Annotated in this window: 13 protein-coding genes; 6 read left to right on the top strand and 7 right to left on the bottom strand. The window is 72.2% G+C overall.

Going from position 1 to position 12,706, the window contains the following annotated elements; genetic code table 11:
* Positions 1–11: 11 nt before the first annotated feature.
* The 3 genes from ACGFMK_RS18330 to ACGFMK_RS18320 all read right to left on the bottom strand — a co-directional run bounded on the left by ACGFMK_RS18330 (position 12) and on the right by ACGFMK_RS18320 (position 2,510).
* The gene (locus tag ACGFMK_RS18330) at positions 12–692 is read right to left on the bottom strand and encodes a response regulator (RefSeq protein ID WP_392764187.1); all 681 of its coding nucleotides are present in this window, start codon (positions 690–692) and stop codon (positions 12–14) included.
* A gap of 7 nt (positions 693–699) precedes the next feature.
* Positions 700–2,016 carry a PspC domain-containing protein gene (locus tag ACGFMK_RS18325; RefSeq protein ID WP_392764546.1) on the bottom strand — a complete coding sequence of 439 codons (1,317 nt, stop codon included), beginning with the start codon at positions 2,014–2,016 and terminating at the stop codon, positions 700–702.
* 71 nt (positions 2,017–2,087) lie between these two features.
* Entirely contained in the window at positions 2,088–2,510 is a 423-nt protein-coding gene (locus tag ACGFMK_RS18320; RefSeq protein WP_392764185.1) for a restriction endonuclease, read from the bottom strand.
* A 145-nt stretch (positions 2,511–2,655) separates the two neighbouring features.
* On the opposite strand from ACGFMK_RS18320, the gene ACGFMK_RS18315 reads away from it, so the two are divergent.
* Both ACGFMK_RS18315 and ACGFMK_RS18310 read left to right on the top strand, forming a co-directional pair.
* Positions 2,656–3,954: a PspC domain-containing protein gene (locus ACGFMK_RS18315; RefSeq protein ID WP_392764182.1), complete on the top strand. Its 1,299-nt coding sequence runs from the start codon at positions 2,656–2,658 to the stop codon at positions 3,952–3,954.
* Complete coding sequence (locus tag ACGFMK_RS18310; RefSeq protein ID WP_326946076.1) at positions 3,947–4,186, top strand: hypothetical protein; 240 nt, start codon at positions 3,947–3,949, stop codon at positions 4,184–4,186. Before ACGFMK_RS18315 ends, ACGFMK_RS18310 begins: the two co-directional genes overlap by 8 nt.
* A gap of 64 nt (positions 4,187–4,250) precedes the next feature.
* Here ACGFMK_RS18310 and guaA read toward each other — a convergent pair whose 3' ends face one another.
* Positions 4,251–5,807, bottom strand: coding sequence for a glutamine-hydrolyzing GMP synthase (gene guaA / locus ACGFMK_RS18305; protein ID WP_392764180.1), 1,557 nt, complete (start codon positions 5,805–5,807; stop codon positions 4,251–4,253).
* 108 nt (positions 5,808–5,915) lie between these two features.
* Here guaA and ACGFMK_RS18300 point away from each other — a divergent pair, with 108 nt between their 5' ends.
* Positions 5,916–6,467 (top strand): DinB family protein, encoded by a 552-nt coding sequence (locus ACGFMK_RS18300; RefSeq protein ID WP_392764177.1) that lies wholly within the window; start codon positions 5,916–5,918, stop codon positions 6,465–6,467.
* 72 nt (positions 6,468–6,539) lie between these two features.
* Positions 6,540–6,983: a hypothetical protein gene (locus ACGFMK_RS18295; protein ID WP_392764174.1), complete on the top strand. Its 444-nt coding sequence runs from the start codon at positions 6,540–6,542 to the stop codon at positions 6,981–6,983.
* On the opposite strand, the gene ACGFMK_RS18290 is transcribed toward ACGFMK_RS18295, so the two are convergent.
* Positions 6,970–7,626, bottom strand: a complete 657-nt coding sequence (locus tag ACGFMK_RS18290) for a rhomboid family intramembrane serine protease (protein WP_392764171.1) — start codon at positions 7,624–7,626, stop codon at positions 6,970–6,972. The genes ACGFMK_RS18295 and ACGFMK_RS18290 overlap by 14 nt on opposite strands.
* Before the next feature lie 65 nt (positions 7,627–7,691).
* On the opposite strand from ACGFMK_RS18290, the gene ACGFMK_RS18285 reads away from it, so the two are divergent.
* Complete coding sequence (locus ACGFMK_RS18285) at positions 7,692–8,726, top strand: zinc-dependent alcohol dehydrogenase family protein (RefSeq protein WP_392764169.1); 1,035 nt, start codon at positions 7,692–7,694, stop codon at positions 8,724–8,726.
* A 55-nt stretch (positions 8,727–8,781) separates the two neighbouring features.
* Complete coding sequence (locus tag ACGFMK_RS18280) at positions 8,782–10,227, top strand: aldehyde dehydrogenase family protein (RefSeq protein ID WP_392764167.1); 1,446 nt, start codon at positions 8,782–8,784, stop codon at positions 10,225–10,227.
* Here the strand turns inward: ACGFMK_RS18280 and ACGFMK_RS18275 are convergent.
* Positions 10,224–11,702 (bottom strand): FAD-dependent oxidoreductase, encoded by a 1,479-nt coding sequence (locus ACGFMK_RS18275; protein ID WP_392764544.1) that lies wholly within the window; start codon positions 11,700–11,702, stop codon positions 10,224–10,226. The genes ACGFMK_RS18280 and ACGFMK_RS18275 overlap by 4 nt on opposite strands.
* A 169-nt stretch (positions 11,703–11,871) precedes the next feature.
* Positions 11,872–12,579, bottom strand: a complete 708-nt coding sequence (locus ACGFMK_RS18270) for a maleylpyruvate isomerase N-terminal domain-containing protein (RefSeq protein ID WP_392764164.1) — start codon at positions 12,577–12,579, stop codon at positions 11,872–11,874.
* Positions 12,580–12,706: the final 127 nt, after the last annotated feature.

Genomic DNA, 12,706 nt, shown 5'->3' with positions numbered 1-12,706 from the left:
CGCGCGGCTGTTCAGACCAGGCGGCGGTCGGAGGCCCAGCGGGAGAGCTCGTAGCGGTTCGACAGCTGGGTCTTGCGCAGGACGCTCGACACGTGCGTCTCGACCGTCTTCACCGAGATGAACAGCTCCGACGCGATCTCCTTGTACGCGTACCCGCGGGCCAGCAGCCGCAGGACGTCGCGCTCTCGGGGCGTCAGCAGGTCCAGCTCGGGGTCGTTGATCGGGGCCGAACCCGGGCGGTCGGCAAAGGCGTCCAGGACAAAACCGGCCAGCCGCGGTGAGAACACCGCGTCGCCGTCCGAGACGCGGACCACCGCGCGGACCAGTTCCTTCGACGAGATCGTCTTCGTCACGTAGCCGCGGGCGCCGGCGCGGATGACCGCGATGACGTCCTCCGCGGCGTCCGACACCGAGAGCGCCAGGAACACGACGTCCGGCAGCTCCGGGCGGACGCGGCGCAGCACCTCGGCGCCGCCGCCGTCGGGCATGTGGACGTCGAGGAGCACGACCTGGGGCTTGGTCCGGGCGATCCCGGCCACCGCCTCGGCGACCGAGCCGGCCTCGCCGACCACGCGGACCTCGTCGGTGATCGAGTCGAGCTCGGTGCGCACGCCCGCGCGGAACAGCGCGTGGTCGTCGACGAGGAACACCTTCACCGGTTCGCGCTGGGTGTCAGTCACGGGTTCGAGCATAGCCGCCTCACGCCGCGCCCTTGCCCGCTTTGACCGGCATGGCGAGCTGGACCTCGGTGCCTTCACCCGGCGCGGTGCGCAGCTTGCACGTGCCACCGTGGCGGGTCATCCGGCCGCGGATCGAGTCGGCGAGGCCGTGGCGGTCGCCCGGGACGACCTCCGGGTCGAAGCCCTTGCCGCGGTCGCGGACGAACACCGTGACCGACGTCGGCTCGACCTCGGCGTAGACGCTCACCTCTTCGACCCCGGCGTGCTTCGCGGCGTTGACGATCGCCTCGCGCGCGGCCTGGACCAGCGCGACCAGCGCCTCGTCCAGCTCGGCGTCGCCGACCACGACCTGGCCGACGGAGATCGCGAAGGTGTCCTCGACCTCGCCGCACGCCGTCGCGAGCGCTTCCGAAAGCCGGCCGGTCGCCTGATCCTCTTCGGGCTGCTCGACGGGCTTGCCGTAGCCGTTCGGGCCGTAGAGCCAGCCGCGCAGTTCGCGTTCCTGGCTGCGGGCGAGGCGCGCGACCTCGCGCGGCTGCTCGCTCTGCTTCTGGATCAGCGCCAGCGTCTGCAGCACGGAGTCGTGCAGGTGGGCGGCGATCTCGGCGCGTTCGTCGGTGCGGATGCGGGCCTTGCGCTCGTCGGACAGGTCGCGGACCAAGCGCAGCCAGAACGGGATGGTCAGGACGGCGACGCCGATCAGCGTCGCGATGACGGCGATCAGGGCGAACTGGACCTGGTCGAGGCTGCCGCTGCGGAGCACGACGACGCCGATGCCGGTGATCACCAGCGCGACCCCGGCAACGATCCGGATCGCGGCCGACCAGCCGCCCCCGCCGAGGAACGCGCCCGCGAAGCCGTCCTTGGCGCCGACCCGCCAGCGGCGGCGCTGCGACTCGTCGGCCTCGCGCCAGACGACGGCGAGACCGATCATCGCGACGGCGAGCGGCACGGCGACCCAGCCGCTGATGAAGCCGGTGAGCGTCCCGCTGGCGACGGCGAGGCCGACCCCGAGCGCGATCAGGCCGAACGCCTGCTGGCGTTCCTTCGAGGTGGGGGCTTTCGCGGATTCTTCGGTCTGCTGCTGGACGAACACCCAGAGCAGGCCGTACGCGAGCAGGCCGGCGCCGTTGAGCGCGGCGAGCAGCGCGAACCCGGTCCGCACCCAGACGACGGGCACGCCGAGGTGGTCGGCAAGACCACCGGCGACGCCGGCGATCGCCCGCCCGGACCGGCGCCGGAACATCTTCGGCGAGGACGGGACGGTGACGGCCTGCGTCACCGTCTCGGGGACGACGACCTGGTCGAGGGACTCCTGCACGCCGTCCATGGTCACACGCACGGGCGTGGGGTTCCATCGGGGAAACCCCTGATCCGGTGGACCGGCACCCTTCCGGCCGTGGCTGTTCAGTGCCAGGGCGCCGGTCCGGTGCGGCTCGCCCACGCGGCGAGACCGCGCGCGTCGAACAACCGGATGCCGTGGTGCGCGGCGTACTCCCGGGCCTGTTTGGTGAACGTCGAGGTCGTGACCACGGCGGCGACGCGGGCCCCGTGCACGGTGTAACAAGTACCGCCGAAGCGCTGCAAGTCCGGGCCCGTGACGTTGTGCGTGACGGCGAACCGCTTGGCCTGCAGGACGATCTTGCGCCCGTCGGGCGCGAAGGCGACCACGTCCGCGCCCAGGTCGCCGGCGCGGCCGGTGACGATCGACGCCACCGGGTGCGCCGCCACCACACTCAGCAACCCGGCCGCCACCACCGCGACCACGAAGACGCCCAGCGCGGCCACTACGCAGCCGGCCTCGGTGACCGGGTTCTGTTTTCGGGGCACTGCTCTCCTCCACAGTCCGTCGTCCGGAACTGGGGTCGCGGCCGGACAGCCCGCGTTACGGACCAGGGCCCCCGAGACCCTCTCCGGGGAGAATCAGGGTCCTTCCCGGATGTCTCCGGGATCGGCGTCCCGCATGCTTTGGGCCATGAGTGGTGCGAGTGAGACACGGGCACCGAAGCCGGGTCCGTTGAACGGCTTCGAGGAGACCGTCAAGGACTTCTGGGGGAGCCGGCCCCGGCGGCCGCACGGGGGGCGGAAGGTCGCCGGGGTGGCCGCGGCCATCGGGAACCGGTACGGGCTCGATCCCGTCGTGGTGCGGGTGGCGCTGGTGGTCGCGACGATCTTCGGTGGTTTCGGGGTGACCTTCTACCTGCTGGGGTGGCTGTTCCTGCCCGGCGAGAGCGACGACGTCTCCGGCTTCGAGGGCCTGATCGGGCGAGGCCGCTCGTCGGTGTCGCCCGCGTTCGCCGTGGTGCTGTCGATCCTGACCGTCGTGAGCGTCGGGGGGAGCTTCAGCGGCTCCTGGTTCGACGGCGGCGGCCTGATCAGCTTCGCGCTGCTCGGCATCGCGCTCTACCTGCTGCACCGCAGCCGCGGTCACGAGAACCGGCCGGCCCCGGTCACCCCGCGGTCGCAGTACACGGCCTTCACCGGGAACGGAGCCTTCACCATGACCGACACCGCGACCGCCGAGGCGAAGTCGCCGGCGTCCCCGCGGGGCTGGGACCCCCTCGCCGCCGATCCGGCCGGCTGGGACCTGCCCGACGCACCGTCCTATCAGGACCCGCCGCCGCCCGCGCCGCCGAAGGCGTTCAAAGCGCCCGAACCCCGCCACCGCTCGAAGGTGGGCTCGGCGACGTTCGGCCTGGCCGTCGTCACCGCCGGGGCCGGCGTGCTCGCGAACCTCAACGGCGTGCCCTGGTTCTCCGCGCAGCACATCATCGGGCTGGTGCTCGGTGTGGTCGGGATCGGCCTGGTCACCGGCGCGTTCGTCCGCGGCGGGCGGGGCCTGATCGGGCTCGCGGTGCCGCTGGCGATCGCCGGGATGATCCTGACGACGGTGCCGTTCCAGAACTTCGACTTCCGCGGCGGCGCCGGCGACCTCAACGAGACGCCGCGCGTGGCGACCGACGTGAAGCCGCTCTACCAGCACGCGGCCGGTGACATCGACCTCGACCTGACCAAGCTGCCCGTCGGTTCACCGATCACCACGAACGTGGTCAACGGCGCCGGCAACTCGACGATCACCGTGCCGGACACGGCGGACGTCACCTTCGACTGCCGTACCGGCGCCGGTACGGCGGAGTGCTTCAACCGGTCGACGGACGGCATCAGCCAGGACTCGCTGACCGGGACGGACTACGGCACCGACGGCGTCGGCGGCCAGAAGATCACCCTGCACGTGTCGAACACGGTGGGCGACGTGGAGGTGCGCCGTGGCTGACCAGAACCCTTACGCCTACGACAATCCGGCCGAGGCGGCGCCCGCGCGGCGCGGCGTGGACTTCTTCACCCTGATCGTCGGGGTCGCGACGCTGCTGATCTCCGCCTACGTCCTCTCGGACGGCGCGAGCTGGCTGCCGCACTTCGACTTCCGCTGGGTGATCGCGGGCGGCGCGGTGTTCGTGGGGCTGATGCTCCTGGGCGCGTCGTTCGGCGGGAAACGCCGCCGCTGAACCGAAACACCACTCTCTCGAGGCCCTGGATCCCACGCCAGGGCCTCGAGTCCTGTCTGGGGACTTACTCCCACTCGATGGTGCCCGGCGGCTTGGACGTCACATCCAGCACGACCCGGTTCACCTCCGCCACCTCGTTGGTGATGCGGGTGGAGATGCGCTCCAGGACGTCGTAGGGCAGGCGCGTCCAGTCCGCCGTCATCGCGTCCTCGGACGACACCGGGCGCAGGACGATCGGGTGGCCGTACGTGCGGCCGTCACCCTGGACGCCGACGCTGCGGACGTCCGCCAGCAGCACCACCGGGCACTGCCAGATCTCGTGGTCCAGCCCGGCCGCCGTCAGCTCCTCGCGGGCGATCAGGTCGGCCGCGCGCAGGGTCTCCAGGCGCTCGGCGTCGACCGCGCCGATGATGCGGATGCCCAGGCCGGGGCCGGGGAACGGCTGGCGCTGCACGATCGTCTCGGGCAGGCCCAGCTCGGTGCCGACCTTGCGGACCTCGTCCTTGAACAGCAGCCGCAGCGGCTCGACCAGCTCGAACTGCAGGTCGTCCGGCAGGCCGCCGACGTTGTGGTGGCTCTTGATGTTGGCCGCGCCCTCGCCGCCGCCGGACTCGACGACGTCCGGGTAGAGCGTGCCCTGGACCAGGAAGCGGTAGTCGCCCTCGGCCTTGAGGTCGCGCTCGGCCTGCTCGAACACGCGGATGAACTCGCGGCCGATGATCTTGCGCTTCTGCTCCGGGTCGGTGACGCCGGCCAGCGCGTCGAGGAAGCGGTCGCGGGCGTCGACGGTGACGAGGTTGACGCCGGTGGCAGCGACGAAGTCGCGCTCCACCTGGGTGCGCTCCCCCGCCCGCAGCAGGCCGTGGTCGACGAACACGCAGGTCAGCCTGTCGCCGATGGCGCGCTGCACCAGCGCGGCCGCGACGGCGGAGTCGACGCCGCCGGACAGGCCGCAGATCGCGCGGCCGTCGCCCACCTGCTCGGTGATCCGCTGGACCTGCTCCTCGACGATCGACGACGTCGTCCACTGCGGCTTGATGCCGGCGATTTCGTGCAGGAAGCGGCGCAGCACCTCCTGGCCGTGCGGCGAGTGCGCGACCTCCGGGTGGTACTGGACGCCGGCGAAGCGGCGCTCGACGTCTTCGAAGCCGGCGACCACGGCGCCGTCGGAGGACGCGGTGACGACCGAGCCCTCCGGGGCCTTGGTGACGCTGTCGTTGTGGCTCATCCACGCGGGCTGGGTCGCGGGCAGGCCGGCGTGCAGGACACCGCCGTCGCCGGTGACGCGGACCTCGGTGCGGCCGAACTCGCGGACGCCGGTCGGCTCGACCACGCCGCCGAGCGCGCTGGCGAGCAGCTGGTGGCCGTAGCAGATGCCGAAGATCGGCACGCCCGCTTCGGTGAGCTTCGGGTCCATGCTCGGGGCACCTTCGGCGTACACGCTCGACGGGCCGCCGGAGAGGATGATCGCCGCGGGGTCCTTCGCGAGGATCTCGTCGACGGACGCGCTGTGCGGCACGACCTCCGAGTAGATCTGGGCCTCCCGGACGCGCCGGGCGATCAGCTGCGCGTACTGCGCCCCGAAGTCCACGACGAGAACCGGACCGGTGGGGTTGGGCACCTGACGACCTCCTGGCAGCGGCGGGATTCCCCTCTATCGTCCCAGGTGGGCTGGGTCACCCGGGATTCAGGGCCACGCCTGTCCTCGATCCGCCCTACGGTGCGCGGTATGGCTGTGAACTGGACGAAGGAACTGACCGACCAGCTCGACTTCCACTGGAAGGTGCACACGCGCCCGAAGCTCGAGGGGCTCACCGACGACGAGTACTTCTGGGAGCCGGTCGCGGGCTGCTGGACCGTGCGCCCGCGCAAGTCGGACGACGAGCCCGGCACCGGGCCGTTCACCATCGACTTCGCCTTCCCCGAGCCGACCCCGCCGCCGGTCACGACGATCGCCTGGCGCCTCAACCACGTCCTGGTCGGCGTCCTGGGCATGCGGATCGCCTCGCACTTCGACGGGCCGCCGATGACGTACGACGACTACCCGTACCCGGGCACGGCGGCCGAGGTGCTGAAGCAGCTGGACGAGTTCTACGCCCGGTGGATCGAGGGGGTGCGTTCCCTGGGCGACGACGGCCTGGCGCGGCCGTGCGGCCCGGCGGAGGGCCCGTACGCGAAGGAGTCGATGGCGACGCTGGTGCTGCACATCAGCCGGGAGATGATCCACCACTGCGCCGAGGTCCTGCTGCTGCGCGACCTCTACCGGAACCGGCCGCTGTAACGCGGAGTCACGATCGGCCCGACTCACCGGGTGTGGCCCGTCCGTGGCCACCTGCCGCCGAGGGGGACGCGCATGCTCTACCGACTCCGGCCGCCGGGCAGTCTGACCTGGTGTGACGTGCCCGGGTACGCGGTCTGCCGCGCCGACGACCAGCCACCGCCCGACTGGGAACGGCTGTCGTGGCTGCCCGCCGAAACGCGTGCGTTCAGCAACGACCTGCTGCGGATCGCCGTGCGCTACGGCGTGCGTTCGGGGCTCGGCATCGTCCTCGACGCACGGCACACCGTGGACCTGGGCCGGGCCGACGAGCTGCGCTGCGACCTGATCGCGGCCGCCCACACCCGGACGGGCCCCGGCGCGCGGGTGGCCGTCGAGGCCGACGTCCGGGCCTGGGAGCGGACCGAGGCGGCGGCTCGCGCGGCCGAGCAGGACCTCGCGGAGCTGCTGGCAGTGCCGGTGCAGGCACACCTCGTCGAGCACTGGCACCGGCTCGGCGGCCGCGTCACCCGCCTTTGACGCCACTTTCGCCGTGAAAGTGATCCGGTGTCACGACCTCCGGATGCGTGGCACGAGTGGGTGACGGGAGCAGCAGGTAGCCCAGCGCCATGCCCAGCAGGCAGGGCAGGCCGTGGTTGTCGTGGACCACCGTGTCGACCACCGCCAGGACCGGCGCCGCGAACGCCATCACGCGGAACTGCAGGGGCAGCTCGACGCCGTAGCGCCGCGACGCCACGATCACCAGCGTCGCCAGCGCGCCGATCAGGCCTGCCACGCACATCGAGTTGCCCGCGCCGACCGGGTTGAGCCACACGTAGCTCATGAACTGCCCGAACAGGCCGCAGCCGAAGTACAGGACCAGCCAGCGGCCGCGGCCGAAGACGCGCTCGGCGAGCGTGCCGAACACCGCCAGCCAGAGCAGGTTCGAGACGAGGCCAAACCCCCAGCCGTCCTGGAAGAACATGCCCGTCACCAGGCGGTACCACTGGCCGTCGTCGATGCGGGCCGCGTCGCGGACCACCGCGTCGTACAGCGGCGGGTGCACCAGCTGCGCGATGCCGCAAGCCAGCGTCACGAGGAACACCACGGCCGTGACGAGCGGGAACCGTGGTCCGGTCGCGAGGGCCTCGAACGGGTTGCGGGATGCGGTGCGCGTGGTCATGGACGAAAATCTAGGCGCGAGAACGCCGCCGCACCCCCGACGTTTGTCACGGAAAGGCCCCACGCATGCGAGCGACAGTGATCTACGGTGCCGGCGACGTCCGGGTCGAAACCGTGCCCGACCCGAAGCTCGTCGAACCGACGGACGTCGTCCTGCGGGTCGTGCGGTCCTGCATCTGCGGGAGCGACCTCTGGCCGTACGCCGACATGGAGCCGCGCGAGCACGGCCGCCGGATCGGGCACGAGTTCCTCGGGATCGTCGAGGAGACCGGCGCCGACGTGACGACCGTCAAGAACGGCGACCTCGCCGTCGCGCCGTTCGTCTGGTCCGACAACACCTGCGAGTTCTGCCGCGAAGGCCTCCAGACGTCCTGCCTGCACGGCGGCGGCTGGGGCGCGAAGGGCGTCGACGGCGGTCAGGGCGAGGCCGTGCGCGTGCCGCAGGCCGACGGCACCCTGGTCAAGCTGCCGCACACCGAGGACGAGGCGCTGCTCGCGTCGATGCTCACGCTGTCGGACGTCTTCTCCACCGGGCACCACGCGGCGGTGAAGGCCCGCGTGAGCGAGGGCCAGAACGTCACGGTCATCGGTGACGGCGCCGTCGGCCTCTCCGCCGTCCTCGCCGCGAAGCGCCTCGGCGCCGACCGGATCGTCCTCATGGGACGCCACCAGGCCCGCACCGACCTCGGCCGCGAGTTCGGCGCGACCGACGTCGTCGCCGAGCGCGGTGACGAAGGCGTCGAAAAGGTCCGCGAGCTGACCGGCGGGCGTGGGACCCACGCCGTGCTCGAGTGCGTCGGCACCAAGGGCGCCTTCGAGATGGGCGTCGGGGTCGTGCGCGCGGGTGGCGCGGTCAGCCGCGTCGGCCTGCCGCAGTACGAAGAGGGCCCGATCGGCGTCGGCGTGTTCCGCCGCAACGTCACCGTCACCGGCGGTGTCGCACCGGCCCGGCACTACATCCCCGAGCTGCTGCCGGACGTCCTCGAGGGCAAGTACCAGCCCGGCAAGGTCTTCGACCGGACCATCGACGTCGAAGGCGTGCCGGACGGCTACCGCGCGATGGCGCACCGCGAGGCGCTGAAGGTGCTCATCAAGCCGTGACCCGTCCGGGTGGGGGTCCCACGCCGGACTCCCCACCCGGATTACGTTGGTACGCATGGACATGATCACCCCCGAGCCGCGCCCCGCCTGGATCGCCGGACGCCCCGAGCAGGGCGCCACCACCCTCGTGGTGCACCACCCGTACGACGGCAGCGAGGTCGCCACGGTCGCGGTGCCCGGGCCGGAGCAGGTCGAACGCGCGGTCACCGCCGCCGTGTCCGTCGCCAAGGAGCTCCGCCGCACGCCCGCGCACGTCCGGGCCGGCGCGCTCGAGCACGTCTCGCGCGTGCTCGCCGCCCGCGCCGACGAGATCGCCGAGGTGATCACGGCGGAGAACGGCAAGCCGCTCAAGTGGGCCGAGGCCGAGGTCAGCCGCGCGGTGTCGGTGTTCCGCATCGCCGCCGAGGAGGCCCGCCGGTTCACCGGCGACGTCCAGCGCCTCGACACGGACCCCGCGGGCGAGGCGCGGCTGGCGCTGACCCGGCGTGTCCCGCGCGGGCCGGTGCTCGGCATCGCGCCGTTCAACTTCCCGCTCAACCTGGTAGCGCACAAGGTCGCGCCGTCGCTCGCGATCGGCGCGCCGATCATCGTCAAGCCCGCGCCGCGGACGCCGCTCTCGTCGCTGATCCTCGGGGAGATCCTGGCCGAGACGGACCTGCCCGAAGGCGCGTTTTCCGTGCTGCCACTGGGGAACGAACAGACACAGGCGCTCGTCGCCGACCCGCGGCTGCCGGTGGTGTCCTTCACCGGGTCCGGCCCGGTCGGCTGGTCGCTGAAGGACGCCGCGCCGCGCAAGCACGTCGTGCTGGAGCTCGGCGGCAACGCGGCGGCCGTCGTGCTGCGCGACTGGCCGGACCCCGAGGGCGCCGCACACCGCATCGCGACCTTCGGCAACTACCAGGCCGGGCAGTCCTGCATCGCCGTCCAGCGCGTGATCGTGGACGCCGCGATCGCCGGCGAGTTCGTCCCCGAGCTGCTGGAGGCCGTGCAGTCACAGCGGACCGGCGACCCGTACGACCGCCACACCGACGTCGGCCCGGTCGTCGACGAGGCCGCCGCCGAGCGGATCGTCGCGTGGGTCGACGAAGCCGTCGCGGCGGGCGCGAAGCTGCTCACCGGCGGCACGCGCGAGGGCGCAACGGTCGCGCCGACCCTGCTCACCGACGTCCCGCCGGACACCAAGGCGTGGTCGGAGGAGATCTTCGGCCCGGTACTCGCGGTGTCCGTTGTGGACGGTGTCGACGAGGCTTTCCGGTCGGTCAACGAATCCGCGTACGGGCTGCAGGCCGGCGTCTTCACCGCCGACGTCCAGCTGGCCTTCCACGCGTCGGCGGAGCTGGAGGTCGGCGGCGTGATCATCGGCGACGTCCCGTCCTACCGCGCCGACCAGATGCCCTACGGCGGGGTGAAGGGCTCCGGCGTCGGCCGCGAAGGTGTGCTCGCCGCGATGCACGACCTCACCGAGGAGCGCGTCACGGTGTTCACCGGCATCGACCTCTAGATCTGGACGCTCTGCCCGAACCGGAAGACGTTGAAGGGGTCGTACTTCTTCCCGACGTCCGCCAGGCGCTTGGCGTTGTCGCCGTAGTAGGCGGTCTTCCAGTCGGGCAGGACCGGGTCGATGTAGTTGACGTACCCGCCGCCCGCCCCGGCCGCGGCGAGGCCCGCGACGACTTCGCCCACGGACTGGCTCACCTTCGCCTGGTTCTTCGCCGTCGCTTGGGCGTAGACCTGCACGCTGGCCAGGGCGTCACGGTGCCAGAACGCCGTGGCGTCCTTGGCCGGCTCGCCGACCTTGCCGCCGAGGCCGTCGATGAGCAGGTCGGTGCCCGTGCGGCCCTCGGCGAGCGCGACGACCTTCGCCGCGTCGACCGGCGCCGTGATGATCCGCGACGACCCGAGGAACGACTGGCGGTCCGAACTGCCCTCGAAGTACTTCATGGCGCCGAGGTAGTCGAGGCTGCGCACCGTGCGCTGGGTCGGCCGCGCGCCGGCGTTGGTGGTCAGGTTGTTCAGCAGCGTGTTCAGCGCGGACGCGGTGCCGACGTAACAACCGCCGACCCGGCACTGCACCGGTGAGCCGCCCGAGAGGACCAGGTTCGCCCACAGCTCCGGTGGCATGGCGGGGATCCACTGCTGCCACGCGTTGAGCACGTTCGCCGCCGAGCCGGCCGGGAAGTGCAGGGAGAACACCGTCAGGTTCGGCGCCGGGTCGGTGTCGAAGGTGAACTCGGTGACGATGCCGAAGTTGCCGCCACCGCCGCCGCGCAGCGCCCAGAACAGGTCCGGCTCGGAGGTCGCGGACGCCGTCACCAGCTTGCCGTCGGCCGTGACGACCTGCGCGGAGCTCAGGTGGTCACAGGTCAGGCCGTACTTGCGGGCCAGCACGCCGATGCCGCCGCCGAGGGTGAGCCCGGCGATGCCGACGGTCGGGCAGGTGCCGGCGGGCAACGCGCGCCCGGCCGCCCCGAGCGCGGCGTAGACGTCCTTGAGCTTCGCGCCGGCGCCGATCACGGCCTTGGTGCCCTGGACGTCCACCTTCTTCAACGCGGACAGATCGATGACCACACCACCGTCGGGCACGGAGTACCCGGCGTAGCTGTGCCCGCCGCTGCGCGCGGCGAGGCTCAGGCGCCCGGCGATGCCCTGGACGCAGGCCTGCACGTCCTGGGGCGTCGCCGCTTGAGCGACGGCGACGGGGTTGCGGCTGTCGAAGAGCAGGTTGAACCCGCGCTTGGCGGCGTCGTAGGCGTCGTTGCCCGGCCGCAGCAGGCCGCCGGTCAGCCGGGTGCGCAGGTCGTCCCAGTTCGGCGGCCCGGTCGGCGGCCGGCTGGTCGGTACCTCGGACGTCGGCGCGGTGGACGGCGCGGTCGAGCTCACCGGCACCGGGCTGCCGTTGTTCGAGCAGGCGGCCGCGACGGCGCCCGCCGCCGACACACCCGCGATCCGGAGGAACGCCCTGCGGTCGAGGTCCATACGGGGGTGGACGTGCGGCCGTCCGGCGGGTTGCCCGGTCACCGGGCCGCCCTGCTCACGTTGTCCACATCGGACTCCTCGCTGCCGGGGACGCCCAGTCTAGGTCGGCGGGCCGACATCAACATCTCGGGCGCGCCCATGACCTACACGGCGGAGGGCGGCACGGCGTTCAAGACCAAGCGGGAATCCGTGGCACGGCACCGTCCAGGGCGGACCCGTCGGACCGGCCGCTGAGCCAGGCCAGCAGCTCACCGCAGGTGCCGGTGACGGTCGCGCCGGGCGCGGCACCCATCGTCCACTCGTACCCGCCGGCGGCCAGCCGCAGCGCGGGCAGGTGCGCGCCGCGGGAGGTGATCGCGTGCTGGACGACGTCCTCGGCGAGCGGGCCGAGCAGCCCGAGCACGTCGTCGAGGGAGTGCCCGAGGCCGAGATCGGCGAGGTGGATGGTCAGCTCGGACAGCCGCATCCGCGCGACGACGGTTCCCGTCACGGGCGCGCCCCGCCGGTCACGGGCCTCACGCGCCCAGGCTTCGTCCGGCATGGCGGCGGCGTACTGCTCGAACCGCCCGGCGGATGCGACGAAGTCGGCGAGAATCTCGGCGACCCCGCGCTGGGCACCGGCTTCGATGTCTTCGTCGCGCGCCTCGGCGCTGACGTACATCGGCGTCTCGACGCCGGTGTTCGCCCAGGTCAGCAGATTGCGCAGGCCATCGGCATTGCGCGCGATGTGCGCGAAGACGTGCGCCCGGCTCCAGCCGGGCAGCGCACTGGGCGCACGCAGCTCGGGTTCACCGAGCCCCCCGGCCACGCGGGCCCACTCGTCGTCGAGCTTCCGTACGCCGTCGAGCAGTGCGTGTGCCTTCTCGGATGCCGTCACGGCCCCGAGTCTAGGAGGTCCGCCCGCACGGCAGGAACGACTCGCGTACCGCTCCGGACGACACGCGTACCCAGCCGGACGACACGCGTACCCCGGGGGACGACACGACGGAACCCGGGTCAGGGTG

Origin of the sequence: Amycolatopsis sp. NPDC049252 (assembly GCF_043197175.1) — a bacterium.
GTDB lineage: Bacteria > Actinomycetota > Actinomycetes > Mycobacteriales > Pseudonocardiaceae > Amycolatopsis.
Note: the sequence above shows the minus strand (reverse complement) of the source record. Positions and strands in the feature narration are given on the sequence as shown.